25 protein-coding genes are annotated in these 25,168 nt (G+C 38.5%); 12 read left to right on the forward strand and 13 right to left on the reverse strand.

Going from position 1 to position 25,168, the window contains the following annotated elements; all coding sequences use genetic code 11:
• Positions 1-99 precede the first annotated feature (99 nt).
• The 8 genes from DTW91_RS11850 to DTW91_RS11885 all read right to left on the reverse strand — a co-directional run bounded on the left by DTW91_RS11850 (position 100) and on the right by DTW91_RS11885 (position 8,663).
• Entirely contained in the window at positions 100-510 is a 411-nt protein-coding gene (locus tag DTW91_RS11850; RefSeq protein WP_125203576.1) for a hypothetical protein, read from the reverse strand.
• Positions 511-539: 29 nt separating this feature from the next.
• On the reverse strand, positions 540-1,646 hold the full coding sequence (locus tag DTW91_RS11855) for a glycosyltransferase family 4 protein (RefSeq protein WP_125203577.1): 1,107 nt from the start codon (positions 1,644-1,646) through the stop codon (positions 540-542).
• Positions 1,647-1,667: 21 nt separating this feature from the next.
• Positions 1,668-2,681 carry a glycosyltransferase family 2 protein gene (locus DTW91_RS11860; RefSeq protein ID WP_125203578.1) on the reverse strand — a complete coding sequence of 338 codons (1,014 nt, stop codon included), beginning with the start codon at positions 2,679-2,681 and terminating at the stop codon, positions 1,668-1,670.
• Positions 2,681-3,751, reverse strand: coding sequence for an arginase family protein (locus tag DTW91_RS11865; RefSeq protein WP_125203579.1), 1,071 nt, complete (start codon positions 3,749-3,751; stop codon positions 2,681-2,683). Before DTW91_RS11865 ends, DTW91_RS11860 begins: the two co-directional genes overlap by 1 nt.
• A gap of 127 nt (positions 3,752-3,878) precedes the next feature.
• Positions 3,879-4,934, reverse strand: coding sequence for a hypothetical protein (locus tag DTW91_RS11870; protein WP_125203580.1), 1,056 nt, complete (start codon positions 4,932-4,934; stop codon positions 3,879-3,881).
• 11 nt (positions 4,935-4,945) lie between these two features.
• Positions 4,946-6,070 (reverse strand): EpsG family protein, encoded by a 1,125-nt coding sequence (locus DTW91_RS11875; protein WP_125203581.1) that lies wholly within the window; start codon positions 6,068-6,070, stop codon positions 4,946-4,948.
• A 54-nt stretch (positions 6,071-6,124) separates the two neighbouring features.
• A complete protein-coding gene (locus DTW91_RS11880) occupies positions 6,125-7,474 on the reverse strand; it encodes a hypothetical protein (protein ID WP_125203582.1) in 1,350 nt (449 codons plus the stop codon).
• Between the two features lie 190 nt (positions 7,475-7,664).
• Positions 7,665-8,663, reverse strand: coding sequence for a helix-turn-helix transcriptional regulator (locus tag DTW91_RS11885; protein WP_125203583.1), 999 nt, complete (start codon positions 8,661-8,663; stop codon positions 7,665-7,667).
• A 164-nt stretch (positions 8,664-8,827) separates the two neighbouring features.
• On the opposite strand from DTW91_RS11885, the gene DTW91_RS11890 reads away from it, so the two are divergent.
• From DTW91_RS11890 to DTW91_RS11905, 4 genes are all read left to right on the forward strand, one after another.
• Positions 8,828-9,619, forward strand: coding sequence for a hypothetical protein (locus DTW91_RS11890; protein WP_125203584.1), 792 nt, complete (start codon positions 8,828-8,830; stop codon positions 9,617-9,619).
• Positions 9,620-9,638: 19 nt separating this feature from the next.
• Complete coding sequence (locus tag DTW91_RS11895) at positions 9,639-10,268, forward strand: alpha-ketoglutarate-dependent dioxygenase AlkB family protein (protein WP_125203585.1); 630 nt, start codon at positions 9,639-9,641, stop codon at positions 10,266-10,268.
• A 264-nt stretch (positions 10,269-10,532) separates the two neighbouring features.
• Positions 10,533-11,816 (forward strand): reverse transcriptase family protein, encoded by a 1,284-nt coding sequence (locus tag DTW91_RS11900; RefSeq protein ID WP_125203586.1) that lies wholly within the window; start codon positions 10,533-10,535, stop codon positions 11,814-11,816.
• Positions 11,813-12,724 carry a hypothetical protein gene (locus DTW91_RS11905; protein WP_125203587.1) on the forward strand — a complete coding sequence of 304 codons (912 nt, stop codon included), beginning with the start codon at positions 11,813-11,815 and terminating at the stop codon, positions 12,722-12,724. The genes DTW91_RS11900 and DTW91_RS11905 overlap by 4 nt, the downstream gene beginning before the upstream one ends.
• Positions 12,725-12,944: 220 nt before the next feature.
• Here the strand turns inward: DTW91_RS11905 and topA are convergent, their stop codons facing one another.
• Positions 12,945-15,470: a type I DNA topoisomerase gene (gene topA, locus DTW91_RS11910; RefSeq protein WP_125203588.1), complete on the reverse strand. Its 2,526-nt coding sequence runs from the start codon at positions 15,468-15,470 to the stop codon at positions 12,945-12,947.
• Positions 15,471-15,728: 258 nt separating this feature from the next.
• On the opposite strand from topA, the gene ileS reads away from it, so the two are divergent.
• The 8 genes from ileS to trpS all read left to right on the forward strand — a co-directional run bounded on the left by ileS (position 15,729) and on the right by trpS (position 22,716).
• Positions 15,729-19,238 carry an isoleucine--tRNA ligase gene (ileS, locus tag DTW91_RS11915; RefSeq protein ID WP_125203589.1) on the forward strand — a complete coding sequence of 1,170 codons (3,510 nt, stop codon included), beginning with the start codon at positions 15,729-15,731 and terminating at the stop codon, positions 19,236-19,238.
• Between the two features lie 152 nt (positions 19,239-19,390).
• A complete protein-coding gene (locus DTW91_RS11920; protein WP_125203590.1) occupies positions 19,391-19,771 on the forward strand; it encodes a TraR/DksA family transcriptional regulator in 381 nt (126 codons plus the stop codon).
• 99 nt (positions 19,772-19,870) lie between these two features.
• A complete protein-coding gene (locus DTW91_RS11925) occupies positions 19,871-20,116 on the forward strand; it encodes a DUF6576 domain-containing protein (RefSeq protein WP_125203591.1) in 246 nt (81 codons plus the stop codon).
• Positions 20,117-20,196: 80 nt separating this feature from the next.
• A complete protein-coding gene (locus DTW91_RS11930) occupies positions 20,197-20,388 on the forward strand; it encodes a DUF2683 family protein (RefSeq protein ID WP_125203592.1) in 192 nt (63 codons plus the stop codon).
• Positions 20,388-21,032: a lipoprotein signal peptidase gene (locus tag DTW91_RS11935; protein ID WP_125203593.1), complete on the forward strand. Its 645-nt coding sequence runs from the start codon at positions 20,388-20,390 to the stop codon at positions 21,030-21,032. The genes DTW91_RS11930 and DTW91_RS11935 overlap by 1 nt, the downstream gene beginning before the upstream one ends.
• Before the next feature lie 11 nt (positions 21,033-21,043).
• The gene (locus DTW91_RS11940; protein WP_228412717.1) at positions 21,044-21,439 is read left to right on the forward strand and encodes a nucleotidyltransferase family protein; all 396 of its coding nucleotides are present in this window, start codon (positions 21,044-21,046) and stop codon (positions 21,437-21,439) included.
• A gap of 22 nt (positions 21,440-21,461) precedes the next feature.
• Positions 21,462-21,755: a DUF86 domain-containing protein gene (locus tag DTW91_RS11945; protein ID WP_228412718.1), complete on the forward strand. Its 294-nt coding sequence runs from the start codon at positions 21,462-21,464 to the stop codon at positions 21,753-21,755.
• Entirely contained in the window at positions 21,748-22,716 is a 969-nt protein-coding gene (gene trpS / locus DTW91_RS11950; protein WP_125203595.1) for a tryptophan--tRNA ligase, read from the forward strand. Before DTW91_RS11945 ends, trpS begins: the two co-directional genes overlap by 8 nt.
• A 37-nt stretch (positions 22,717-22,753) precedes the next feature.
• Here trpS and DTW91_RS11955 read toward each other — a convergent pair whose 3' ends face one another.
• From DTW91_RS11955 to DTW91_RS11965, 4 genes are all read right to left on the reverse strand, one after another.
• A complete protein-coding gene (locus tag DTW91_RS11955; protein WP_125203596.1) occupies positions 22,754-23,452 on the reverse strand; it encodes a YjjG family noncanonical pyrimidine nucleotidase in 699 nt (232 codons plus the stop codon).
• Between the two features lie 78 nt (positions 23,453-23,530).
• A complete protein-coding gene (locus DTW91_RS12750; protein ID WP_185144783.1) occupies positions 23,531-23,668 on the reverse strand; it encodes a hypothetical protein in 138 nt (45 codons plus the stop codon).
• A 44-nt stretch (positions 23,669-23,712) separates the two neighbouring features.
• Positions 23,713-24,303, reverse strand: a complete 591-nt coding sequence (locus DTW91_RS11960) for an RNA polymerase sigma factor (RefSeq protein WP_125203597.1) — start codon at positions 24,301-24,303, stop codon at positions 23,713-23,715.
• A 215-nt stretch (positions 24,304-24,518) separates the two neighbouring features.
• Positions 24,519-24,992 (reverse strand): hypothetical protein, encoded by a 474-nt coding sequence (locus tag DTW91_RS11965; protein ID WP_125203598.1) that lies wholly within the window; start codon positions 24,990-24,992, stop codon positions 24,519-24,521.
• Positions 24,993-25,168: the final 176 nt, after the last annotated feature.

Consider the following 25,168-nt stretch of genomic DNA (forward strand, 5'->3'; position numbering starts at 1 on the left):
ATATTTGCAAGGTTTTAAAGCTCTAAGATACAAATTCTTGCAATAAAAAACAAGCTATTTTAAACCCAAAATACTAATAATCAGTAAATTATAGGTAGCTTAAGGAGAGACTACATATCCTATTCCGAAGATGTTAACGTCGCCATTGGAGTCCACCTTCAGTCCATTAAAATAGAAAGTCGGATTTCCTCCCGTTGCATTGCTTCCGCTATTGGAGGATATTCCGCCAACGGGTGTAGTGGGCGCTCCGCCGGTAGCTCCGGATGTTGATGCATTGAGGGACGAATAGAATTGCGCTGCATCACCTTTGGGCGTCGTGACGACGTTCAGTGTCAAAATATCACCCTTTGTAATTCTATATTCAGGCACATTATAAGGCACCAAACCTTCCTCGTTGATGGTGAGACTTTCACTTGGCTGCAGATAGCGAATGTCTTTCTGCGAAATGCAGGACGACAGTCCACAGAGCAATAGCAATAGAAATACGCTAAACCGATAGGCTTTTCTCATTAATCATTTTTTACAAAAATATAATTATTTTAATCTTTTTTAAACTTTAATAAAAATATAGGCAAATAAGCACCCAAAAATTCCAACACCAGCACTATCAATAATAAAAAATTGACATCCAAATGCCTTAAAAAATAGCTTACCACGATGATCAGCAGAAAATAGGCGATAATATAAGCCGTGGAGCGCCGGTGAGTCAATCCGAGATTTAATAATTTGTGATGGATATGATTCCTGTCCGCCGAAAACACCGATTTGCCGTGATAAATTCTCGTAGCAATGACCGTAATGGTATCGATAATCGGCAGGATGAGAATAGCCACAGCAATCACGGGTGCCGATTGGAGATGATAGAAGACCTCATCGCGCTTTGCAATAAAAATCTCGATAAACGAAATGCCTGTAAAAGCCAGCAGGAAGCCCAGAATCATTGATCCCGTATCGCCCATGAAAATCTTTGAACTTCTTTTATTCGACAAATTATAGATCAAAAACCCGAACGACGCTGCAATGATGATAGCACATAAAATAACAAGAGGATCGTTTGCATGTCCTAATCTGTAAAAACTAACGCCGAATAAGGCACTCGTCACCAAGGTGTAACTCCCCGCCAAGCCATCGATGCCATCGATTAAATTAAATGCGTTAATCAGACCGATGAAGGTGAGAATACTAATAATAATGCTGACAAAATAGTTGATCTCATAGATCCCAAAAAGGCCGAAAAGACTCCTGATTCTCACATCCGAGCCAACGACTATTAATGCGGAAACCAGAACTTGGGCAAGTAATTTTTTATAGGCTTGCAAAACCATTATATCGTCCATCACGCCAATAAAGAACAATATAATCAAGGAGGCAAATAAGAACTTGTATCGGTCAAACAGTTCGTATGCGAAAATAGGAGCGCACACTCCCAGCGAGAAAAAAATGGCTACTCCCCCCAGATTCGGAATCTTGCTGAGATGCGAACTTCGGGTGCCGGGCTCATCCATGAGATTTTTTCTTCTCGATATTTTGATAATAGCGGGTATAGAAACATAGGTAATCAGAAATGAAAAGCTAAAACCCAAAATGATCTTGAAATAAAAAAAAGACAGTCCCTGACTTTCTATAAATACTTGGAAATTGCTCATTTGTGTTGATTGTTCTGGATTTTAATGCTGGCGCATTAATCTCCTGATGACACTCTTAAATCCGAAAAAATATAAGAGATAATATAATTTTTTTTTCATGGGCAAAGATAGCAGATAATTCTTACCAAACCGCTTATATTGTATCATTTCTTTCGTTTTCAGACCTTTCGTTTTCACAAATTCATCTAAAACCTTGGCCATTTTGTAAAAATCAGAATCTCGCTTCACATAAGCCAAATAGGCCAAAAAAGTGTAGACGCCTTCCAAAATCTGAAAGTTCTTCAAGGCCGTTTTTTGATCGGAAAATCGGCTTTTTTTAAATGCATTTTCCACAGTTGCAACTGCATTCAGAATATCCAAACCTTGCGTTGTGTGACTTTTGCTGATAGAATCTCTCCTTTCCAAATATTGATAATGAAACTTGGGCGTAAAAGCTAAAATATGACACTCGAGGAGAATCTGCGGGATCAACTCGATATCTTCAAAATGAATTCCTTTTTTGAATCTTTTCCCTTCAAAAAGACTTTTTTTAAAAAGCTTGTTGCAGGCAAAATAAGAAATGTCTGAGAACACAGAAAGATGATCTTCCAAAACAATTTTCTCGGGAAAGCCAGGAAGCTGTGTTAATTTTTGAGTAATGTTTCCTTCTTCGTCCACTTTTTGGAGATTACAAATAACCATTTCGGCCTGATGCTTTTCCGCCAAAACGTACATCTCCTCAAACATCGTTTCCGAAACGTAATCGTCGCTGTCCACAAAACCGATATATTGTCCTTTTGCCCGCTCAATCCCGTAATTTCTCGCATCGCTGAGCCCGCCGTTGTCTTTGCTGAAGCCAAAAATTTTGTCCGGATATCTCTCCTGAAATTTATCGATAATTGGTTGCGAATGATCGCTGCTCCCGTCATTGATGACCAGGATTTCGATTTGCTGCAAAGTTTGACGAACCAATGATGATAGGCATTTTTCCAAATATAACTCGACATTATAAACGGGAACGATAACGGAAACTTTTATGGAAACATCGGCGTTCATTAACTTCGTATAAATCTGGAGTTCAAAAATCCCCTTTTGGCGTCCTCAAAATCCGAACGCGAGCAGGGAATGCAACGGTCTATATCCTCATCCTCGCCAAAATACCACAGATTGCTGAAGACATCGCGCTTGAAGGCGTATTGCTCCTCACCAATCAGAACAAAAAACGTTTCGAAAGATTTCTCTTTCGGGTGCGACCTCTGAATATTGATGCCTTCTATGAGATACCAAATCATCTGTGCCAAGAGCTGATGATTGAGTACCGAATCGGAATTGATATTGTAATTGAAAATCCCGACGGATCTCAGCCTTTCGCCCAGCCCGATTTCCTTCATATACGCACAGATTTCTCTTCTGCTGAGGCCGTTCACCTGCGGATGCAGGGAGAAAGCATCGCCAAAACTTTCGGCGGCATCGCAGTTTATCGTCACCAAATCTGCTTTTCGGAAGTATGGTTCGGTTTTCTCGGTAGAGGTCATCATTTCTGCAAGCCGCACGATGTCGAAGTTGACATCCTTGATTAGTTTTACAGACTCCGGATCGTTCAGATGTTTCTGATAACCAAGATGATGGTAGTGTTTGATAGCCAAATTTTTGGAACCCAAGATCTTGCTCAGGAAGCTGTTCTCGTGCATCTCGTCGTCTTGCTTGAGCGAAACTACGTTGCTGATTTGGGTATAAATAATGTCTTTCTGATGAAAATTGAGTGCTGAAAAAAGTGAAAAAGCAAAATCAGTGCTTCCGCCAACGACGATGGGAATGGCATTCTTGTAATGACAGGCCGACAAAACTTCCTGCAGGATGTAATGCGAATCTTGCGGCGTCTTCCCGGAGATCAGATCGCCGAGATCTACGACGGGAATATCAAAATCGAGTTGGGATAGGTTATAAAATGCGCTGCGAACTGGGGTAAAATCGCAGCTTTCTGCCTCGCCATCGGCACCGCGGCAATCTGAAACAAAAAGCAAAACGATGCTGTCTTCCTTTATCTCGTTGCCGATTTTGTCTCCGATTTGCCAGTTCTCGGTTCGGATTTGCTTTGGCGGAATAATAAAATCTTCGAAGTTCATGGCTTCTAATTTATAAATATTAGGATACTTTACCTTTTTTTAATAGGTTTTAGATTTAAAAATAGAATAAAATAGCGATGCTTTATTCAAAACTCATAAGAGCTTTCGTCTAAAAACTAAAGCTACTTCAAAATTCTGAATTTTGCGGTGATTTCAGTTCTGTATTTCCCACTTTTTTTTGAATAAAATCATTGGTAATAGGTGCAAGTGTAAAGAGAATCATAACGATTGAAGCGGATTGGTTTATTACTATTCCCACAATTGGAGCTATGACCAGCTGGGCTGCAACGCCGCAAAAAACCACAGCTGCAAGCGGGTTTTTGGAAATTTTATCTGCCAGCGTTTTCTGAGTGCCCGATTGGATGAAGATTTGAATGAGAAGAAATAACATCAATATCAAAACCGTCGCCCCTTGATAAGCGTTTCCACTCAAGTTTTTGAGTAAATCTTTGACGCCATCGGTCGTTTCGAGCCTTGGAAACATATAAACCGGCAAGAAAGACGAGCCGTGCGATACAGAAATCCATCCATAGACCAAAAGCGGCATTATGGCACAGCACCATAGCGCTAAGCTTTTTACAAAGTCGTTCCTGATGATTACCAGATAGGCACAAAAGAAAAAGATGAGAATCAAACTCTCGTACCGGAAACCCGTTGCCAAAATGGAAAGCAAGGCCATATTGGAAAAATTTCTGGGTGTTTCACTTGCCAGATATTTTTGAAAAGCGCGCAAAAACAATATCATTGAAAGGCTGTAGAAAACGTATTCTGTTCCGGCCGTGATCTCCTTATGTAGTGGCATCAGCAGAATAATGGCTATCATAAAGATGGCATAGATCCGGATAGTAAACTGCTTCAGATAGGTGTGAAGGATAGAGATTAAAAATAGTGCAGCAAGACTGTTTGCAATTAATGGAATATAATTCGAATTCCCAAAAATCTTTATTAGAATTGATAAAAGAAATGTGAAAAGAGGGGATGAGCTCGCTGAAGAAAATTGATACGGCGAAATACCCCAAACACCCCACTCTGCAAAATTCTTGGCCACAGACCAATGGGTGTTGGCCTGCTCCGACGCATACACATATACTCCCGAGCTACTTGTTGCAGCACGAATGTCCAAGAAAATCAGTAATCCGAGCCCCATCATTACTAGTAGAAGAATCTTTTGTTTTGCCGTCATTTTTTGTTTTTTTAGTGATTCCAAAGTATATTTTGGTACGTGTCCGGGGTAAATCTTCCTGCCGCGCCTTGGTATCTTACAAATACGAAATAATAAAATATCATAAATGACACAAAAAACAAATGCAGCATTCTTTTGGTGTCCCTATTGACGGCGAAAATAATATTGGTGATCACTACCGGAGCAAACGCTAAATAGGGCCCTACCAATCGGGTGGAAAAAATGGGATTGCTTCTCATAATGAAATAAAGACAAACGCCACCCACCAGAATATTCCGCATGTATTCGTAATAATAGATTTTTTCACAAGCTGCTTTATCGTATGTGATGAGGAGAACGCTATATGTGAGCGCCAAACCGTCCATAAAACTCGAAGATTTTGCTTCGTAACTGACATATCCATTATATCCGTTAGATACATCTTGAACATTGAGCGTGTCTAAAAAAGACGAGAAAAAACTATAAAGTTGGAATGGAGATAACAGGACACACACCAAGACAGCATAGAATATTCTTCTTGCATTCATCGGTACTGCCGCCAGCCAATAAACCGGGAAAAAGATGATGGCAGATTTATGAAATCCGAATGCCAAATACATACACAAAAGATACCACCAAATCTTTCTTTCTTTAACAAACTTAAAAGAAAGCATGCAGACTGTCATACCGAGTGCCTGCCTCATATGTCCGCTATCGGCAATAAAATAGTTCGGAATCATAAAAAGCAGAACTGTGAAAACGGGAAACTTTGAATTTTTGGAGAAGAAAATCAGCTTTCCGCCGATAGTTATAATAGCGCTTACCAGGGTAAAAATATAAAACTGGCTGCCGGTCTCGTAAACCAATTTATTCAGGAAAATGTACAGCCATTCTATGTCATAATCGGTTTTCCTAAAAAGCATTTTATCTACCAAGGCCGAGTAGTCGATGGTCGGGAAATAATGGCCGTACATCTCATAATAGATGGGATAATCTGCCCCCACATAGTTCCTGAGGCCAATGACCAAAATCATATAAATGCCTACCAACCACAGCACGATAGGCGGTGTCTTCTTCCCATCTCCATACACCTCTACAAAACTGTAAATGATAAGAAAAATGAATAATACGTTGAAAACGGGATGTAAAAAATTCATTTGAGCAGCCTCACGAGCTTCTTGTTATTTGTTTCAAAAATAGGTCTTATTTCCCTACCAATAAAAATTTCCGATCATCTGCATCCCAAAAGTTTGAAAAAGACACAGATGAAATAAGATTTTGAATTGGTTCGAATTAACATCCTTAAGCAATATTAAAAAATACGGAACCAAAAACAGACAAGCTCTCGCCGTCTCGCCCGTGCCGTACGCGCCTGTGAGAAGCATCAAAAATATCGCTGCAATAGCCGAGAAAAACAGAATATTGATATTTCTATTTCCAAAAACTGCTCTTTGCGATTTTTTCGAAAAGAAAACAGCTAAAAACCCGAAAGACAAAAAAAGTAAAACCTCGGCAACGTCCTCCAGCCGGGTCATAAAATAGATGAAAGGCTGATGCAAAAGCCGGAAACCTTCGGGATTCTCGGAATGCGAAGCCAGCAAAAACGTTTCCAGATGATTGTAGCCCGTCGTCGCGCAAATAAGAATGAAACTCAATACAAAAAGCATAGCGGTCATCAGACTCAGCCAAACAAAATTCCATTTTCCTTTCAACACAAAATAGAAACTGAAACATGCTAAAAACGCAAACAAAAATAAGCCTGAAAACGTGATCAGATTGGTCAAAATCAGTCCCAAACTAATGAGCAAAAACGAAATAGCATCAATTTCTTTTTGATGAAAAATCCGCGCAAAGCCCAGAAGAAAAATCAAAGTAGAAGTCAAAACCAACGCATCGAGGGAAACCAAAAGATAAATATTGACCGAAGGAATCACCGCAAACAAAAGCAACATCCGCTTTCTTCTGCTCTCCTCGAAGCCGAGATAAACCAGAATCTGATAGAATAATGGAAAAGCCAAACAACCGATTGCAAAAAACACAATCGCCAAAGTTTCGATATTGGAAAGGTTCAAAATCCAGAAATGCAGAAGCGTCGCAAAGGGCGGATGCGTCTTGGTGTGAAGCTGAAAATGTTCCAAATTTTTGGTGAAATCTCTCAGCCAAACACTTCCGTCGGTAATATTAATGGCGTCTGCATAATATTGTCTGCCTTTCAGATAAAACGGCTGCAGAAAAGCGATGTCGAAATTTCCCTGACTCAGATTTCCTAAGATCACGAGCACAATAGCCATCAGAAATAAAAGGTAAACATTCAGTTTTTCGGCATATCGGAAAGCGAAGATTCCTATGAAAAGAAATGCAAACGCCGACACAAATCCTGTCCATAAAAACGAATTGGGATAGATCACCGAGATCGGAAAAAGAATGCCCGTGCCTGTGAAACCGCCGATGCTTTGGTAATAGAAATTGGCGCCGGCAAGGGCAATCCATATAAAAATTGCCACAAAAAAAACCGTCCATGGGAAGCTTTTCAGCTCGGTCCATCCTAATTTTTCGCTCATTCTAAAATTAATTTTGAAATTCTTTCAGGTGTTAAAAATATTAAAATTAATTCTGAAATTGGAAAATAAAAATAAGAAGCATTCCCAGATCAAAACATTCACAAAAAAATCGGATATAGTTTTCCCAACTGTGGGAATAAAGCTAGGTTTATGTTTATTTTTAAAGGCAAACCCGCTCTCAGTTAGAAATTTAATAAATTAATGTTGACTTGTATAACCTGCTTAAAATGGTTTTTTGAAATGACTGAGGACTCAAAACTTTGACAGTTTCCCCAAACGACAAAATTAATTTTTCTAACTCATAATTGGGGATAACTTTTATTGAAATTTCTAAACCATATTCATTATTGGTAATTTTTTTTTGTGTGGCGTGTATTGGTTTCGTTATAACATAGGGCGCCTGCTCTGGAGAAAACCATAACGTGATAGTTTGCAACTCATCATCATATTTTTTTGTAACACCAATTAAATCATAAAAATAATCCTCCCAATCGACCTCAGTATCAATGTACTTGGTTTTGGATTCTTCTATAGTTGTAATACGATCCAGGGCCATATTCCAGTATTCATTTTTGGTAAATTCATTATAACCAAAGACAAACCATCGGTTATTATATTGTTTCAAATAATATGGGTGAAACAATATTATATAAGGCAATAGATTTTTGAAGTCTTGATATTCAACAGTCAAAGATCTTTTGTTTACAATAGCATTGAACAAAGGCGTAATGAATTTTGAACCTTCATAATCCAAATTATTTTCAAATGATATTACTTCTCTTTCAAGGCTTACCAAACCAAGTTTAGATTCAATGGCAGGAATTATTTCATTGATAAACTCAAATTGCGGAATGCCTTTAAACCTTGACAATACTTGCAAAGCTGACTTTAATTGCTTTGCTTCTGTTTCGTTTAATGGTTGGTTATTTATGGAATATGCTGAATCGGAATATTTGAAATATACAGTTCTACCATCTTTGTATTTCTCAATTGGGGCTTTCCATTCCGACAATTCCATATACTTCATATCAGCATAAAATTGAGTTTTCCCAATTCCTTCCAAACCTTCTTCCAATAAGGCTTTGTTGGCTTCATCTAGTAACCGTTGCCAAGTGTATTTGGCTCCTGTATTCCTTAGACACCTATCGTAAGCAAGATAGCGTGTTAGTGCTTTTTTATTTATTGGCATATCTGTTCAGTTTGACTGAACAAATGTAGTGTTTGTTTGCATCGTAATCAAATAAATAATTGAAAAAGCAAAGAAAATAGAAATTTATCAGTTCAGTTTGACTGAATATATAGATTTCATCTTTGCATCATCAAATCAATATTTAAAAACAAAATATGGAAAATATGAGCAACAACTACGCAAACAATGTAAAATCTTCAATTGCAGTAAACCCAACTTTCAAAGCAATTTGTGAGTTCAACATTCAACAATTCCCAGTTGATGGATATTCAAGATATTATAGCCAACTTCGAAATGGTACAGCCATTTTGCAAACAGCCGAACAACTCAATACGTATTTGGCTTCATACGCTGATATGCACCAACACAAACTAAACCTTGCTTTTGCATCATTATTTGCCAAAGTGGATTTTAACAACAAATCGGCTGAAATTATAGACTGGGGTTGCGGGCAGGCTTTTGCATCTTGTGTTATAATAGACTTTATCAAGAATAATAACATCAATCTTGATTTGTCCAAATTCACTTTAATTGAGCCATCTTCGATGGCTCTACAAAGAGGATTAGAGCATATTGATGCCATCTATCAAAGAAAGCCAAAACCAAAAACCTATTCAATAAATGAAAAGGCTGATACCAGCCTTTCTATTAAGGGGTATCAGTCAAGTAGTAAAATCAAGATTCACCTTTTTTCAAATGTGCTTGACATACATTCATTGGACTTGAATCAAGTTTTTAAAAATGTAACAAGTAACTTTGACGGCTTGAATTATTTTGTTTGCGTTAGCCCAATAAATAGACTCCGATTACAGACCTTTTACAAAATGTTTGGTCAGTCAGATTTATTGTCATCAAACGGCAGTTCCATTGTTACCGAAGTTTTCCGACCAAGTGCAATGAGGAAGATTACAAAGTCAATTTCAAGAGTGGAATACATTTTCAAAACGAACCTATAAATAATTAAATTTACAAGATATGGACAATAATATTCAAGCGGATTTATTCGGGCAAACAATTGAAACCCCTAATCCAATTATCAAATTGAAAGATGCTGAATTGCTTTATCATCCTGCATTTTTCGATAAAGCGGAAAGCGATAGAATTTTCAAAACACTTTTGGAAACAATAGAATGGAAACAAGACAAAATAATGATGTACGGAAAGGAATTGCCTTTGCCACGCCTTTCGGCTTGGTATGGCGACAATAATAAACCTTACACATATTCTGGCATAACCCTTAATCCATTGCCTTGGACTGACGAACTTTTGCAGATAAAAGAAAAAATTGAAGCAGAAGCCAAAGTGAAATTTTCGAGTGTACTACTTAACCGCTACCGTGACGGGCAAGATTATGTAGGTTGGCATACAGACGCTGAAAAAGAATTAGGAAAAAATCCAATTATTGGTTCGGTAAATTTTGGAGCAACCCGAAAATTTCAATTACGAAGAATTGACGACCATAAAGAAAAATTTGAAGTAGAGTTAAAACACGGAACTTTCCTGGTGATGGGTGGAACAACGCAGCATTTTTGGCAACATCAAGTTCCAAAGACTGCACACAAAATTGGAGAAAGACTGAATTTGACCTTTAGAGTTATTTATTAAGTGATAAATTTGTTCCTTGAAGTGCCAACAAAATGATTTTGCACTGTTCATTGCGATTTGCAATGTCGGCCAGCAATGGCTGTTTAAATGGTAGTTATTTTCATTGTTCAGCATTGAGTTATAATGACATTTAGTTATTGACTATATCAGTAAATAATTAATATATTATAATAAAATATGAATAAATGAATATTGATATCATTGAATTTATGATGGATTCATCCATAAAGAAAATCAGTTGGCGCTTCATTTTTTAAAATCAATATGCGATTAACGCCTGAAAATATAGAAGAAATAAAAGTTCGCTTTGCGAAAACGAAAACCGTTGAAGAGTTGGCTCAACTGTTAAGTTGGGTGTATGCCTTGAAGTTTCCAAAACGTAGCGAAAAAACAGCTATCATAATCGAGGCAAAGCACTTAAATTATTATGCTTTTAAACCTGCAAACAGATACAAGCAGTTTACAATTAAAAAGAAAAGCGGAGGAGAAAGACCCATTTCAGCACCACGCTACAAGCTAAAAACTATTCAAAAATGTATCAACGAAATATTGAATGCAGTCTTTACACCTCACTTTACCGCTACTGGTTTTGTTCCTAAAAAGAGTATTGTTGATAATGCAAAAGTACATATCGGAAAACAATTTGTTTTTAACACCGACTTAAAGGACTTTTTCCCAAGCACCGAATTTAGAAGAATAAAAGCTGTATTGGGTTTAGCCCCGTTTAATTTGACTGATGCAAATGAAATAAACTCTAACAAGGAAAAAAAGAAAACATCGGAAGAGAAAGGAAAAGGAAAAGGATATTTGGGTTATCTAATAGCAAACCTTTGTTGCGACAATGGTTGCTTACCACAAGGTGCACCAACATCGCCAACGTTAACAAATTTGGTTTGTCAAAGGCTTGATAAAAAACTTTATAAGTATGCAAAAAGCATAAATGCTACTTATTCAAGGTATGCGGACGACATCACATTTTCAGCCAACAAACCAGTTTTTGATGAAACATTCAAAAAAACACTAATTGACATTATCGAAGTTCAGGAGAAATTCAAAATTAATTTTGAAAAAGAAAGACTTCAAGTCGGAGGGGAAAGACAATCTGTAACAGGCATAATTGTTAATAGAAAGAGCAATGTCGATAGAAAATATTTGAAAGATGTTCGTTTTTGGCTAATGTGTTGGAAAAAATTTGGAACTTATGCTACACAACAAAAATTCCTAGTTCAATTTCCAGAGAAAAAAGGCTTTTTAAGGTATGGCGGTACAACACCTCAATTTTATAACTACCTCAATGGAAAAATTTTGTTCTTAGGTATGGTACGAGGTGCAAAAGATGAAATATTTTTGAAACAAAAAATGAGTTTTGATGAATTGTACAGTGAATTGAACGGCAAAAATAACAAAACGGAAATTGGAACAGTGATTCAAAAAGATTCAAACCACGAGTCTCTAGATTTATCAAAGGGAATTCTTGAAATACTTAATGAATTAGACAGAAACGGATATACAAATGCAAACAACAAATTGAAAACAATATTCAAATGACAAATGAAGAAATAGAAAGCGAAAAGCTAAAGTTTTTAATGAATGTGTTTGACAAAATGCAGGACTTAAAACTGTCAAATCCATCAGACCCAAACTTGCCAGAAATCGAACGGCTTTTTATTAAGCACGCCAAAGACCAATTTGCATTTCAAAAGTTACGACTTACGGATATTCAAGAATATTCTATTGAAAGTGTAATTACAAAACAAGCAAACGAGTTTTATTCTTCAATCCCTTATTTTGTAAATTTTCCACAGATTATTAAAGAACAATTACTTGCAGATTATACTCAAATGGAACACCAGCGAAGAAGGGATAACTTTGAGCGATTTTGCCAATGTATTTACCAACAAATAGAAGCAATTGTAACACAATTGTGGAGTATAGAAAACACAAATAATCAAAGCAAATTATGGAATCACATTTTACAAAATCGAACAAATAAAGCTTTTGCAAACCGAAGTTTTGACAATGTTGCAAAACAATTTGTATTGACACCATATTCGACTGGTTTTAAAATTCAAAACATAATTTTTAAGTATAACGATTATAACAGAAGTCCGAGTTATTTTAGCGATGCAGATTATGACACCTATTTCAACAACCCAAATGCCAACTCCAAAGACAAAAAAAATGATTTTCAAGTAAAATTGAGAGCTGTTTTATTCGTTTTGTATTTTGAAGAAAATGTATTGCAAGAAAAATTTGAAGAGCTTTTTGATACATTATATGAAATTACCTTAATAAGGAATACTTTTCATAGAGGACCAAATGGATTCACATCTTACCAGCAGAATATTATAAACAGAATTTATCAAAGTCCATCTTCTCATTATCATAAATTTTTTGGTGCACTCTGTGATTTCCTAGTTAAAAGTTTAAACTCAAACAAAATCAATATTTTATAAATGCAATTGACTGAAAATAAAATATCAACCCAAACCCAAGCTACTCAACGCTTTATTGACAAGGTTACTATAGTGTTATGATGAGCAATTAAACGATTGATTTAATAGCGCATTATATATGAAAAGCAAAAAAAGTAATAAGCGTTTCACTTCATACTTTAAATAAGAAAACAGCCCTTATTCCAAATTGGGGAAAAAGTCTGCGAAACTTTCAAACAAGTCACTTTTTCTTCGCCGGTGCTTTCTTCGCAGCAGGTTTCTTTTTCTCCGCAAAGGCTTTCGGGTCTTGCGCCTTGATCCATTTTTTCACTTCGTCCAGCGAAACTTCTTGCAGATCCTCTGCTTCATATTTGGAGCCGTCTTTCTTTTTTGGGATTTTGTAAATGTTTTTTCCCAATTTTACGATCGGTCCCCATCTGGCATTTTCGATCGAGATTTTTTCCTTTTCCCAATGTTGGATGTAGCGGTTGGCTTCTTTCTCCAGCTTTGCTTCGATGAGTTCCTGGATGTCGCTTTGAGACAGATTCTCGAAGTTGTAGCGCTTCGGAACATTGATAAAGATATTTTTATATTTGATGAAAGGACCAAATCTGCCGCTTCCCTTGGTCACAGGTTCTCCTTTGTATTGGGCAATGGGCGCATCGGCAAGATTTTTTTCGCGGATGATCTCTTCCGCCCGCTCTTGATCTACGGAAAGCGGATCTTCCCCTTTCGGGATGCTGATGTACGTCTCGCCCCACTTCACGTAAGGCCCAAATCTTCCGACGCCCACCGTCACCGGAAGCCCATCTACATCCTTCAAATCAAAAGGCAGTTTGAAAAGTTCCAAAGCCTCGTCCAAACTTATGGTTGAGATATTCTGATGCGCCAGCAGCGAGGCAAACTTAGGTTTTTCCTCATCGTCCTGCTCGCCAATCTGGATCATCGGACCAAATCGTCCAATTCTTGCATACACATTTTTTCCGGATTTCGGATCCTTGCCGAGGATTCTTTCGCCATTGGCACGATTTGCATTTTCTTCCACATCCTCAATTCTTGGATGGAATTTAGAGTAGAAATCCGTCATCATTTCCTTCCATTTCTGATCGCCACTTGCAATATGGTCAAAACTTTCTTCCACTTTGGCCGTGAAGCCATAATCCAGAATCTCTGCGAAATTATTGGTAAGGAAATCGTTCACCACTTCGCCAATGTCCGTCGGAACAAATTTGTTTTTGTCACCACCGAATTTCTCCTGCAACACTTCTTTTTTGATACCCGATTTTCCCAATGTCATTTTGACAATCTCTCGCGTTTGCGGTTCTATCTCTTTTTTTTCCACATATTCCCGATTCTGGATGGTCTGGATCGTGGGAGCGTAGGTGGAGGGACGCCCAATTCCCAATTCCTCCAATTTCTTTACCAGCATAGCCTCGGTAAAGCGGGCTGCCGGTCTGGTGAATTTTTCTGTAGCTGTGATGTTTTTATAGTCCAGCACTTCGCCCACAGAAACTTTTGGGAGCAATTTTTCGTGGTTGTCGTCATCTTCATCCTCTGTTTTTACGATGCCGTAAGCTTTCAGGAAACCGTCGAAAATAATGACTTCGCCCTGCGCTTCGAACTGTTGTGGCAATGCGGCATTTCCAATTTCGATCACCGTGCGCTCTATTTTCGCATTTTCCATTTGTGAAGCCAAAGTTCGTCGGTAAATCAACTGGTATAATTTGTTCAGCTGGGCGTCTGCAATTGATTTTAAAGAAAAATCGGTCGGGCGGATGGCTTCGTGTGCTTCCTGCGCCGATGAGGATTTGGTGGTGTAATTTCTAGGTTTTGAGTAATTCTCGCCATATTCTGAAAGGATCTGTGCTTTCGCGCCGTTGATGGCTTCTTGCGAAAGATTCACGGAGTCGGTTCTCATATAGGTGATGAATCCTTCCTCATAAAGTCTTTGCGCAAGGCGCATCGTGGTGGTCACGTTGTAGCCGAGTCTAGATGAGGCTTCCTGCTGCAAAGTGGAAGTGGTAAACGGCGCCGAAGCCGTTCGCGTTCCTGGTTTTGTTTCAACATTCAGAACTTTGAACTCTGTAGATTTTGCCAGATTTAGGAAGTTTTCTGCCTCAGATTCTTTCTCAAAATCTTTTTTAAGCTTTGCTAAGATTTGCTGCTTTTCATTATTTAAAAAAATTCCTTCCACCTTGAAACTCGGCTTCGGCACAAACGCCCGGATCTCCTTTTCTCTTTCCACCACCAATCTTAACGCAACCGACTGTACGCGTCCTGCGGAAAGTCCGGGCTTCACTTTTTTCCAAAGTACGGGCGACATTTCGAACCCCACGATCCTGTCTAGAACCCTTCTTGCTTGCTGTGCATTGACCAGGTTTTGATCAATATCTCTCGGATTTTCAATGGCTTTTAGGATGGCGTTTTTGGTAATCTCGTGGAAGACGATTCTTTTTCTGTTTTCGGGTTTCAGTTTCAGTTCATCGGCAAGATGCCAGGCAATGGCTTCTCCCTCGCGATCCTCATCGGAGGCCAGCCAAACCATTTCGGCTTTTTTCACAGAGGCTTTCAGATCTGCCACCAATTTCTTTTTATCTGCTGAGACTTCATATTCCGGCGTGAAATTCGTCAGGTCGATTCCCATTCCTTTTTTAGGCAGATCGCGGATGTGTCCGAAGCTGGACTTCACCTCAAAATCGCTGCCTAAATATTTCTGAATTGTTTTTGCTTTTGCGGGAGATTCGACGATTACTAAGTTTTTTGGCATTCCGAAAAATTTTTGCAAAAATAGCGGTTTTTTTGATACAAATAGTTCAGAAGTCCTGATTTCAAAATTGTTTCTCCTTCAAAAGCTTATTCAAGGAATGTTTGGAGGCGTTGCCTCAACGGTCTTTTTTTATTATTCTTAAATCCGAATCTCATCTTTGCGCAAGCATAGTCCACGAAAAAATTATACTTTAAAAATCGACAAAAATCACTAAATTCGCAAACTTAATCTATCAGAAACAGATTTTAGAGATTGACAATGAGCAAGTTCCCCGAATATAAAAACCTTAGCCTCACCGAAACGGCCCAAAACGTCGCAGAATTTTGGAAAACCAACGATACTTTCAAAAAATCCGTGGAAATCCGCGAAGGGCAACCGGAATTTGTTTTCTACGAAGGACCGCCTTCTGCCAACGGAATGCCGGGCATCCACCACGTGATGGCCAGAGCTATCAAGGATATTTTTTGCCGCTTTCAAACTCAAAACGGAAAGCGGGTTTTCCGAAAAGCAGGTTGGGACACGCACGGCCTTCCTGTGGAATTGGGCGTTGAGAAAGAATTGGGAATTACCAAAGAAGACATTGGCAAGAAAATCAGCATCGAAGAATACAACGAAGCTTGCAAAAACGCCGTGATGCGCTACACCGATGTTTGGAACGATATGACCGAAAAAATCGGTTATTGGGTGGATATGGAAGATCCGTACATCACCTATAAACCAAAATATATGGAATCGGTTTGGTGGCTTTTGAAACAGATTTATGATAAAGGGTTGCTTTACAAAGGTTACACCGTGCAGCCGTATTCTCCGAAAGCCGGAACAGGTTTATCTTCTCACGAAGTGAATCAGCCTGGCGCTTATCGTGATGTTTCGGACACGACGGTTGTGGCGCAATTCAAGATTCTCACCTCAACCCTTAACAAAGAAGAGGGAGCTCAAACAAACAAATTTTTACACGCTCTGAAAACCCTTCCTTTGGAGGGGATTGGGGAGGATAATGTATATTTCCTGGCTTGGACAACCACGCCCTGGACTTTGCCTTCCAACACCGCTTTGACGGTTGGGCCAAAAATCGATTACGTTTTGGTAAAAACTTTCAATCAATACACTTTTGAACCCGTGAATGTGGTCTTGGCTAAAGCTTTGGTTGCGAAACAATTTGGGAAGAAATATGCGGAAGGAACCGATGAAGATTTTACCAATTATACTTCGGAAAGCAAAATTATTCCCTATCAAATCTTAGCAGAATTCAAAGGTGCGGATTTGGTTGGAATCCGCTACGAACAGTTATTAGATTACGCCAAGCCTTATCAAAATCCGGAAAATGCTTTCCGAGTGATTGCCGGAGATTTCGTGACGACGGAAGATGGTACCGGAATCGTGCATACCGCGCCGACTTTTGGCGCAGATGATGCGAAAGTGGCGAAAGAAGCAAGGCCAGAAGTGCCGCCAATGCTGGTTTTGGACGCCAATGGAAATCCGGTTCCGCTGGTTGATATGCAAGGCCGATTTTTACCAATCGTGAAAGATGAAACTTATGGTTTTGCGAATGAATATGTGAAAGGCGAATATCTAAGCGAAGACGAAAAAGTAGCGGAATACAATATTCAGAAAGAAAAATTGAAGCACATCATCTCCGATTTGAAATCGTATCTTTCTGTTGATGAGCGCATTGCATTAAAATTAAGGAAAGAAAATAAAGCCTTCAAGGTTGAAAAATATGTTCACAGTTATCCGCACAGTTGGAGAACAGACGAGCCCTTGCTGTATTACCCATTGGATTCTTGGTTCATCAAAATGACTGCTGTAAAAGACCGAATGTTTGAACTGAATGAAACCATCAACTGGAAACCAAAATATACGGGTGAAGGCCGCTTCGGAAACTGGTTGAAAAACGCCAACGATTGGAATCTTTCCCGCTCCAGATATTGGGGAATCCCGTTGCCAATATGGAGAACTGAAGACAAAAAAGAAGAAGTAATCATCGGCTCCGTCGAGGAATTGTATAAAGCGATTGAAAAATCCATCGATGCGGGTTTCCAAAAAGAAAATCCTTTCAAAGGTTTTGAGATTGGGAATATGTCTGAGGAAAATTATGCGTTGGTTGACCTTCATAAAAATATTGTGGATCAAATCACTTTGGTTTCAGAATCCGGAAAACCGATGAAGCGCGAGAGCGACCTCATCGATGTCTGGTTCGACTCCGGAGCGATGCCTTATGCGCAGTTGCATTACCCTTTTGAAAACAAGGAATTGGTGGACAAACGCAAGGCTTTCCCCGCAGATTTCATTGCCGAAGGTGTGGATCAGACGCGCGGTTGGTTCTACACCTTGCACGCCATTGCAACAACGGTTTTCGATTCGGTGGCTTATAAAAATGTGGTTTCCAATGGTTTGGTTCTCGATAAAAACGGACAGAAAATGTCCAAACGATTGGGGAATGCCGTCGATCCGTTCGAGACACTTTCCGTTTACGGTCCGGATGCAACGCGCTGGTATATGATTTCCAACGCCAATCCTTGGGAAAATCTGAAATTCGATATCGAAGGCATTGATGAAGTGCGCCGAAAATTCTTCGGAACGCTTTATAACACGTATTCTTTCTTTGCGCTGTATGCGAACGTCGATGGTTTCAAATATTTGGAAAGCAATATTGAAAACCGACCGGAAATCGACCGTTGGATTTTGTCTGAATTAAATTTATTGATAAAAGACGTCAAATCCTATTATGAAGATTACGAACCTACGAAAGCTTCCCGAGCGATTTATACTTTTGTGAACGACAACTTAAGCAATTGGTATGTAAGGCTTTGCAGAAGACGTTTTTGGAAAGGCGATTACAGCGATGACAAAATTTCCGCTTACCAAACTTTATATACTTGTCTGGAAACCGTTGCAAAATTATCTGCGCCTATTGCGCCCTTTTTTACGGATCAGCTCTTCCGCGATTTGAATAGCGTCACCGGAAAAGAGCGGGTCAATTCTGTCCATTTGACAGATTTTCCGCTTGTGGATCACAATTTGATTGATCAGGAACTGGTCGAGAAAACGCATCTCGCACAGCAGATCACGTCGATGGTGTTTTCATTGCGAAAGAAAGAAAACGTGAAAGTTCGCCAGCCCCTTCAAAAAGTGATGATTCCGGTTTTGGATAAAAAAACGGAAGACCAGATTTTAGCGGTTTCGGAATTAATAAAACAAGAAGTGAATGTAAAGGAATTGGAACTGATCAATGCAGACGAAGCGGCGCATCTCATCGTAAAACAAGTCAAACCAAATTTCAAAAACTTGGGATCGCGGTTGGGAAAAGATATGAAAACCGTTGCCTCGGAGATCGCCAACTTCAGTTCTGCGCAGATTGCGGCATTGGAAAAAGAAGGAAAAGCGACGGTTTCTGGTTATGAAATCACAATGGACGATGTGGAAATTTTTACCAAAGACATCCCGGGTTGGACGGTCGCAAGTGAAGGAAAACTGACTGTGGCATTGGATTTGACGGTCACCGAAGAATTGAAATCGGAGGGAATTGCAAGAGAATTTGTCAATAGAATTCAGAATTTGAGAAAGGAAAAAGAATTTGACTTAACCGACAGAATATCAATTCAATTGGAAGAGGATTCGCCGTTCCGGCAAGAATTTATTAACAATAATGCATATATTTCTGCCGAAGTGTTGTCAGATAAAATAGAATTTGTAAATTCACTCTCGAATTTTGAAGAAATAGAGATAGATGAAACTAAATTTAAGGTAAAAATTGAGAAAAGATAGGCAATTCTACTGTGATGTTAACAGATTATGAATTGATGATTTTTATTGTTATTTTAATTTTATTACGGCAAATTTTTAATCATCAGCGTGGCTGCTAAAATTCAAGAAAAGCCAAAAAAAAATAAAATTCAAACAATTAATAAGGAAAGGAAATGGCCGACGAAAAATTACGATATAGCGATGCCGACTTGCAAGAATTCAAACAGTTAATCGAAGAAAAAATAGCCAAGGCAGAACGCGATCTGGCACTTATAAAAGAAAGTTTTATCAACGATCAGAATAACGGAACCGACGACACATCGCCCACCTTCAAAGCATTTGAAGAAGGCGCCGAGACCCTCAGCAAAGAGCAAAATTCTATCCTCGCAGGAAGGCAGGAAAAATTTGTCCGCGACTTGAAACACGCTTTGATCCGAATCCAAAACAAAACCTACGGCGTCTGCAGAGTCACCGGGAAACTGATCCCGAAAGAAAGGTTGAAAGCCGTGCCGCACGCCACTCTGAGCATAGAAGCTAAGAATATGCAGCGGTAAAACGCTTGTAAAAAATCCTAAGTTCAACGTATAATGTAATAATTTTGATACAAAGCACGGGGTGTTTCGGCACTTTTGCTTTGTAATTTTTTTATAAAAATGGCAGTTGTTATTATTATTTTATTAGCACTTATTTTCATTGGCTATTTTGTTTTCCAAAAAACGACGGGAAAAATTTGGTTTTCGCCCGCAGAAAAATATCGCACCATCGACGACGAGTTCAACGCCAAACGCAAGAACCGACAAGACGAAATCGATAAATTGCTTGGCAAAATTGGTAAAAACGGCCTCGATGATCTTTCCGAAAAAGACCGGAAAAGACTCGACGAATTGTCCCAGAAATAAGGAATTTGAAGTACATTTGCAAAAATTTTTTGTCAAGAAAAATTAAATATAATCTTGATTTAAACTAAAAAAATTACAAAATGGAATCCATAATTGTACATCCAAAAAACCCGATGGAACTGGCGGCGCTGAAAAGTGTCTTAAAAGATATGAACATCGAATTTGAGAAATTTCACACCAAAAATAATTTTCACAACCAGAAAATCATCCAAAAAATAACAGACAGAAAAGAGAAAAAAATCGGCAGAACACCCAAACCAAAAGGATTGTAATGAAGAAAATAATTGCCATCACGCTGCTGATCCTTTTCATCGATCAATTTTCGAAAATCTATGTCAAGACACATTTCTACCTCGGCGAAAGCGTGAACGTCTTTGGACTAAGCTGGTTCAGACTTACTTTTGTAGAAAATCCCGGAATGGCCTACGGACTTCATTTTGGAGGACTTTGGGGCAAATATGCGCTGATCATTCTCCGGATTGCGCTGGCCGTGGGAATGGTTTTCCTTTTCAAAAAATGGGTCAAAGAAGGTGCTTCCAATTACCTTGTGATCCCAATGGCAATGATCTTTGCAGGTGCCATCGGGAATGTTATTGATGGTGTTTTTTACGGAGTCATTTTCGATAGCGGAACATTTTATGATGCCGCTTCCGGCCGCTGGATCGATTACAGCGGCGTTTCCAAACTTACACCCATTGGTCACGGTTATTCAGATTTAATGAAAGGCTGCGTGGTCGATATGCTGCATTTCCCCTTGGTCGATACGGTTTGGCCAGATTGGGTTCCCATTTTTGGGGGCAATCGGATTGAGTTTTTCAAGTATATTTTCAACGTTGCCGACAGTTCTATCACTCTTGGAGGCCTATTTCTTTACCTCTTCCGAAGGAAAGCATTCCCAAAAGGATTGGAGTTTTAAATATTAAAATTGTGGAAAACTGCCGGCTGGCAGGACAAATCTCCAAGTATTTTTGGATAAAATTAATTTCTTATTTTTGTTCAATGAGAGACTTGATTCTTGATAAAAAACACATTGATGCTTTGTGCCAAGAACATAAAGTAGAGAACTTGTATCTATTTGGGTCTGTTCTGTCGGAAAATTACAATGACAGTAGCGATATCGATATTCTCGTGAAATTTTCTCCTATGGATCTTTATGATTATTTTGATAATTACTTGTCATTAAAAGACGCTTTATCTCAATATTTTGGAAAAGAAGTTGATTTGGTTGAAGTGCAGGCATTGAAAAATCCAATCCTTATTCAATCAATCAATACAAATAAATATCAGATTTATGGACGAAAAAATCCTGAAATACTTGTATGATATTGACAATGCTATTTCATAAATAGAATCTTATTTTGGCTCAGAACCGAAGAATTTCCTTCAGTATAAGCAAAGTATAATGCTGAAAAGAGCCGTAGAGAGGGATTTGGAAATAATTGGTAAAACTGTCAATAAAATCACGAAAAAAAATGTTTATTACTTGGACAAAATCTCTGAATCCAAAGCCATTATCGCCCTTAGAAATCACGTCATCCACGCTTATGACAGCGTTTCTGACGAAAATATCTGGTCTGTGGTCATTAATCATTTGCCAAAATTAAAAGCAGAAATTAAAATTCTTATTGAAAATGTCTAGAATCCTTACCGGAATACAAGCCACCGGAACCCCGCACTTGGGAAACCTTTTAGGCGCCATCATCCCTGCCATAGAACTATCCAAAAAAGCGGAGAACGAGTCCTTTTTGTTCATTGCCAACCTCCATTCTTTGACGCAAATCAAAAATGCGGCAGAGCTTAAGAAAAATACGTACGAGATTGCCGCAGCGTGGCTTGCCTGTGGCTTAGACACCGAAAAAACGTATTTCTACCGCCAAAGCGACATCCCGGAAACCTGCGAACTATCGTGGCATCTGTCGTGTTTTTTTCCTTATCAAAGACTCACTTTGGCACATTCTTTCAAAGATAAAGCAGATCGCTTGAGCGATGTAAACGCTGGATTATTCACGTATCCAATGCTGATGGCAGCAGATATTTTGCTTTACGATGCCGAGATTGTTCCCGTTGGTAAAGATCAGCTTCAGCATCTGGAAATTGCGCGCGATGTAGCCTCCAAATTCAATCATCAAATGGGCGAAGTGCTGGTATTGCCGCAGGCCGAGCTCCAGCGCGACACCAAATATGTTCCGGGAACCGACGGACACAAAATGTCGAAATCCAGAGGAAATATTATCAACATTTTCTTGCCCGAGAAAGAATTGAAAAAGCAAATCATGAGTATCGAAACCGATTCTACGCCGCTGGAAGATCCTAAAAACCCGGAGACCGATAAAGTTTTCGCCATCTATTCCTTGGTGGCCACTCCTGAACAAACGGAAGAATTGCGCACCAAATATTTGGCAGGAAATTATGGTTATGGCCACGCCAAAAAGGAATTATTGGATCTTATTCTTACCAAATTTGCTAAGGAAAGAGAAACTTTTGATTATTATTTGAATCATCTCGAGGAACTTGAAGCCAAATTGCAAGAAGGCGCAAAAAAAACGAGAGTTATCGCAGCAGCCACGATGAAAAGAGTGAGAGAAAGTTTGGGGATTTGATTCTCACCCTAAATCCCTCTCCAAAAGAGGCGGACTTTTATAAAAGATCTTTAATTTCTGCTAAATTTTTAATGACTTTTAAATTTTCTACCTGCGGATTTTCATCAAAAACATCAAAGAAAATCACATCGATGCCAAATCGTTGCGCGCCTTTCACATCGGCAATCCAGTCGTCTCCAATCAAAATGCTTTCTGCTTTTTCAGCTTTTGCTAAGTCTAAGGAATGTTGGAAAATCTCCGAAGCCGGCTTTCTTACGCCTACGGAATCTGCACTCGTGATCGTTTCAAAATAATCAGCGATTCCGGATAAAACGCATTTTCTCTCGGTAACTTCTTGGAAACCATTGGAGATGATGTGCATTTGATATTCTTTCGTTTTCAAATAATCCAAAAGATCCGCCGCACCCGGAACCAGTTCATTATATTTCAGAATCTCATCCAGAAAATGATGCTCGAAATAATCTGACAAGTCTTGGTCATCAACTTGGAAACGCAGAAATGTGTCGTAAAATCGGTGCTTCCTGAGATAATCTTTGTCTATTTCTCCATCTCGAATTTGTTCCCAAAGTTTTTCATTGATCTGGTGGTAAGCATCGTGAAATGCTTCAAAATCGATGTGATAATTTTGGGAGATATTTTGTTGGGAGAACAGTTCTTTAATGGTCAAATATGCATTTCTGCGGTGATCCCAAAGGGTATTGTCGAGATCAAAAAAAATGTGCCTTACGTTTTTCATAAGGCACAAATCTAATCATTTTTGATCCACGAAGGAAGGTTCAATCATAAAAATCAATTATTTAAAAATCTAAAATGCTTAGTTCTTTGAAACTAAAATGGTTTTCCTGTTTTTAGTTTTTATCGGATGAATATTCTTGGAATAATTCATCAGAAAATCGATTGTTTCTTTTTTGGGCGTCAAAGCTCTTGTTGTTAAAATGTCGTTTTTTTTCATAGGCTGACTTTTACAACAATAACGCCAAAAGAAAATATTTATTATTATTTTGTCAAAATTATTTTATGTTCTTCCATTATTTTTCTAAGATTAATTAGGGCATATCTCACGCGGCCGAGTGTCGTGTTAATGCTCGTATCTGTTTGATCTGCAATCTCTTTGAAGCTGAGACCATCGAAAAATCTGAGTTTAATGACCTCTTGCTGGTTGTCGGGCAGCATCACAAGCATTCTCAATAGATCATCATTAATCTGTCTGTCAATCAGCCGGTCTTCGATATTGCTTTCCGGTTCTTTGAGGATATCGAAGATAGAAAACTCTTCATTTTCATAAGACGTTTCGGAGATTTTAATATTTTTGGATTGCAGGCGGTAATGGTCGATAATGAGGTTTTGAGCAATGCGTTTTGCCCAAAGAATAAATTTGTTTTCTTCTTTGTAGCGCCCTTCCTTGAGCGTCACGATGATTTTGATAAAGGTGTCTTGGAAGATGTCATTGGCCAAATCTTCATCCATCACTTTATAATAGATAAAGCTGAAAAGGTCTTTTTTGTGCCTGATTATCAACAATGAAAGTGATTTTTCGTCACCATTTTGATATTGCAGTATCAGTTGGCTATCCGTTTGCGATTTCATAATTATACTTCTTAATATAAAACCCGGCAAATCGTTAATTACTGAAGTAACTAATTTTTCCGACTCGGTTGTTTCTAATTTTAATGAAGTAAATTTATTCTATACGCTTTTTTTTGAGTTTGTAAAAGTAATAAAAAAGTCCAAACAAAAGGTTAATGAAATGTTAAAGTTTCAATTTTTTTTTAATTTGATTCAAACATATTTAAAAAGTTAAATCAATTAAGTAGAACCAATGGGATATTTATTGTGAAATTGATATTAAGACCTTCGAGTTCTTTGCCATTAATTCCCGCTTTATCGAGCGAAAATCCGTAGCCGCCCGTCAGATCCAGAATTCCAAAAAGGCTGACGCCGGCTTTCGGCGCAAGATATTTATTAGAAGCCTCCGCTCCTACGATAAAATAATGGGCATGATAAAAATCTACATTTCTTTGAAAATTCAACAGAAAGTCGGCATTCACTTTCGGCATTATGGCAAATTTGTTATGAACCGATCCCATCAATGCGGATGCGCCTACACGGAAAAGAACATCATCATTACTCAGAAAGAGTAGTTTTCCGCCTATTTCTCCGAAACTTTGGTTCTGATAGACGTAGCCGGCCGTAATAAACTTATGCATCGTAAGTTGCGATTTTGCCAAACCACAAAATGAAAGTACTATGATAAGATTCAATATTTTTGATTTCATTTTAATTTCTTAGTTAGGACAAAAATACTAAAAGGGCGTTTAAATGGTGTGAAATAAATAAAGAACCTGTTGTGCATTTAGAATAAATTCATTTTAATTTTGTTCAAACTTCTTTTGAAAACAAAGAAATTGAGATATTGAATCATTGTAAAAGATGTGATTTTGGAGGTAATTCT

This window comes from Chryseobacterium sp. SC28, from assembly GCF_003932955.1.
Classification (GTDB): Bacteria; Bacteroidota; Bacteroidia; order Flavobacteriales; family Weeksellaceae; genus Epilithonimonas.

Excerpts from the sequence above, each read along its gene's own strand:
- DTW91_RS11850 (WP_125203576.1), bottom strand. The coding sequence starts at position 510 with ATGAGAAAAGCCTATCGGTTTAGCGTATTTCTATTGCTATTGCTCTGT.
- DTW91_RS11855 (WP_125203577.1), bottom strand. The coding sequence starts at position 1,646 with ATGAGCAATTTCCAAGTATTTATAGAAAGTCAGGGACTGTCTTTTTTT.
- DTW91_RS11860 (WP_125203578.1), bottom strand. The coding sequence starts at position 2,681 with ATGAACGCCGATGTTTCCATAAAAGTTTCCGTTATCGTTCCCGTTTAT.
- DTW91_RS11865 (WP_125203579.1), bottom strand. The coding sequence starts at position 3,751 with ATGAACTTCGAAGATTTTATTATTCCGCCAAAGCAAATCCGAACCGAG.
- DTW91_RS11870 (WP_125203580.1), bottom strand. The coding sequence starts at position 4,934 with ATGACGGCAAAACAAAAGATTCTTCTACTAGTAATGATGGGGCTCGGA.
- DTW91_RS11875 (WP_125203581.1), bottom strand. The coding sequence starts at position 6,070 with ATGAATTTTTTACATCCCGTTTTCAACGTATTATTCATTTTTCTTATC.
- DTW91_RS11880 (WP_125203582.1), bottom strand. The coding sequence starts at position 7,474 with ATGAGCGAAAAATTAGGATGGACCGAGCTGAAAAGCTTCCCATGGACG.
- DTW91_RS11885 (WP_125203583.1), bottom strand. The coding sequence starts at position 8,663 with ATGCCAATAAATAAAAAAGCACTAACACGCTATCTTGCTTACGATAGG.
- DTW91_RS11890 (WP_125203584.1), top strand. The coding sequence starts at position 8,828 with ATGAGCAACAACTACGCAAACAATGTAAAATCTTCAATTGCAGTAAAC.
- DTW91_RS11895 (WP_125203585.1), top strand. The coding sequence starts at position 9,639 with ATGGACAATAATATTCAAGCGGATTTATTCGGGCAAACAATTGAAACC.
- DTW91_RS11900 (WP_125203586.1), top strand. The coding sequence starts at position 10,533 with ATGCGATTAACGCCTGAAAATATAGAAGAAATAAAAGTTCGCTTTGCG.
- DTW91_RS11905 (WP_125203587.1), top strand. The coding sequence starts at position 11,813 with ATGACAAATGAAGAAATAGAAAGCGAAAAGCTAAAGTTTTTAATGAAT.
- topA (WP_125203588.1), bottom strand. The coding sequence starts at position 15,470 with ATGCCAAAAAACTTAGTAATCGTCGAATCTCCCGCAAAAGCAAAAACA.
- ileS (WP_125203589.1), top strand. The coding sequence starts at position 15,729 with ATGAGCAAGTTCCCCGAATATAAAAACCTTAGCCTCACCGAAACGGCC.
- DTW91_RS11920 (WP_125203590.1), top strand. The coding sequence starts at position 19,391 with ATGGCCGACGAAAAATTACGATATAGCGATGCCGACTTGCAAGAATTC.
- DTW91_RS11925 (WP_125203591.1), top strand. The coding sequence starts at position 19,871 with ATGGCAGTTGTTATTATTATTTTATTAGCACTTATTTTCATTGGCTAT.
- DTW91_RS11930 (WP_125203592.1), top strand. The coding sequence starts at position 20,197 with ATGGAATCCATAATTGTACATCCAAAAAACCCGATGGAACTGGCGGCG.
- DTW91_RS11935 (WP_125203593.1), top strand. The coding sequence starts at position 20,388 with ATGAAGAAAATAATTGCCATCACGCTGCTGATCCTTTTCATCGATCAA.
- trpS (WP_125203595.1), top strand. The coding sequence starts at position 21,748 with ATGTCTAGAATCCTTACCGGAATACAAGCCACCGGAACCCCGCACTTG.
- DTW91_RS11955 (WP_125203596.1), bottom strand. The coding sequence starts at position 23,452 with ATGAAAAACGTAAGGCACATTTTTTTTGATCTCGACAATACCCTTTGG.
- DTW91_RS12750 (WP_185144783.1), bottom strand. The coding sequence starts at position 23,668 with ATGAAAAAAAACGACATTTTAACAACAAGAGCTTTGACGCCCAAAAAA.
- DTW91_RS11960 (WP_125203597.1), bottom strand. The coding sequence starts at position 24,303 with ATGAAATCGCAAACGGATAGCCAACTGATACTGCAATATCAAAATGGT.
- DTW91_RS11965 (WP_125203598.1), bottom strand. The coding sequence starts at position 24,992 with ATGAAATCAAAAATATTGAATCTTATCATAGTACTTTCATTTTGTGGT.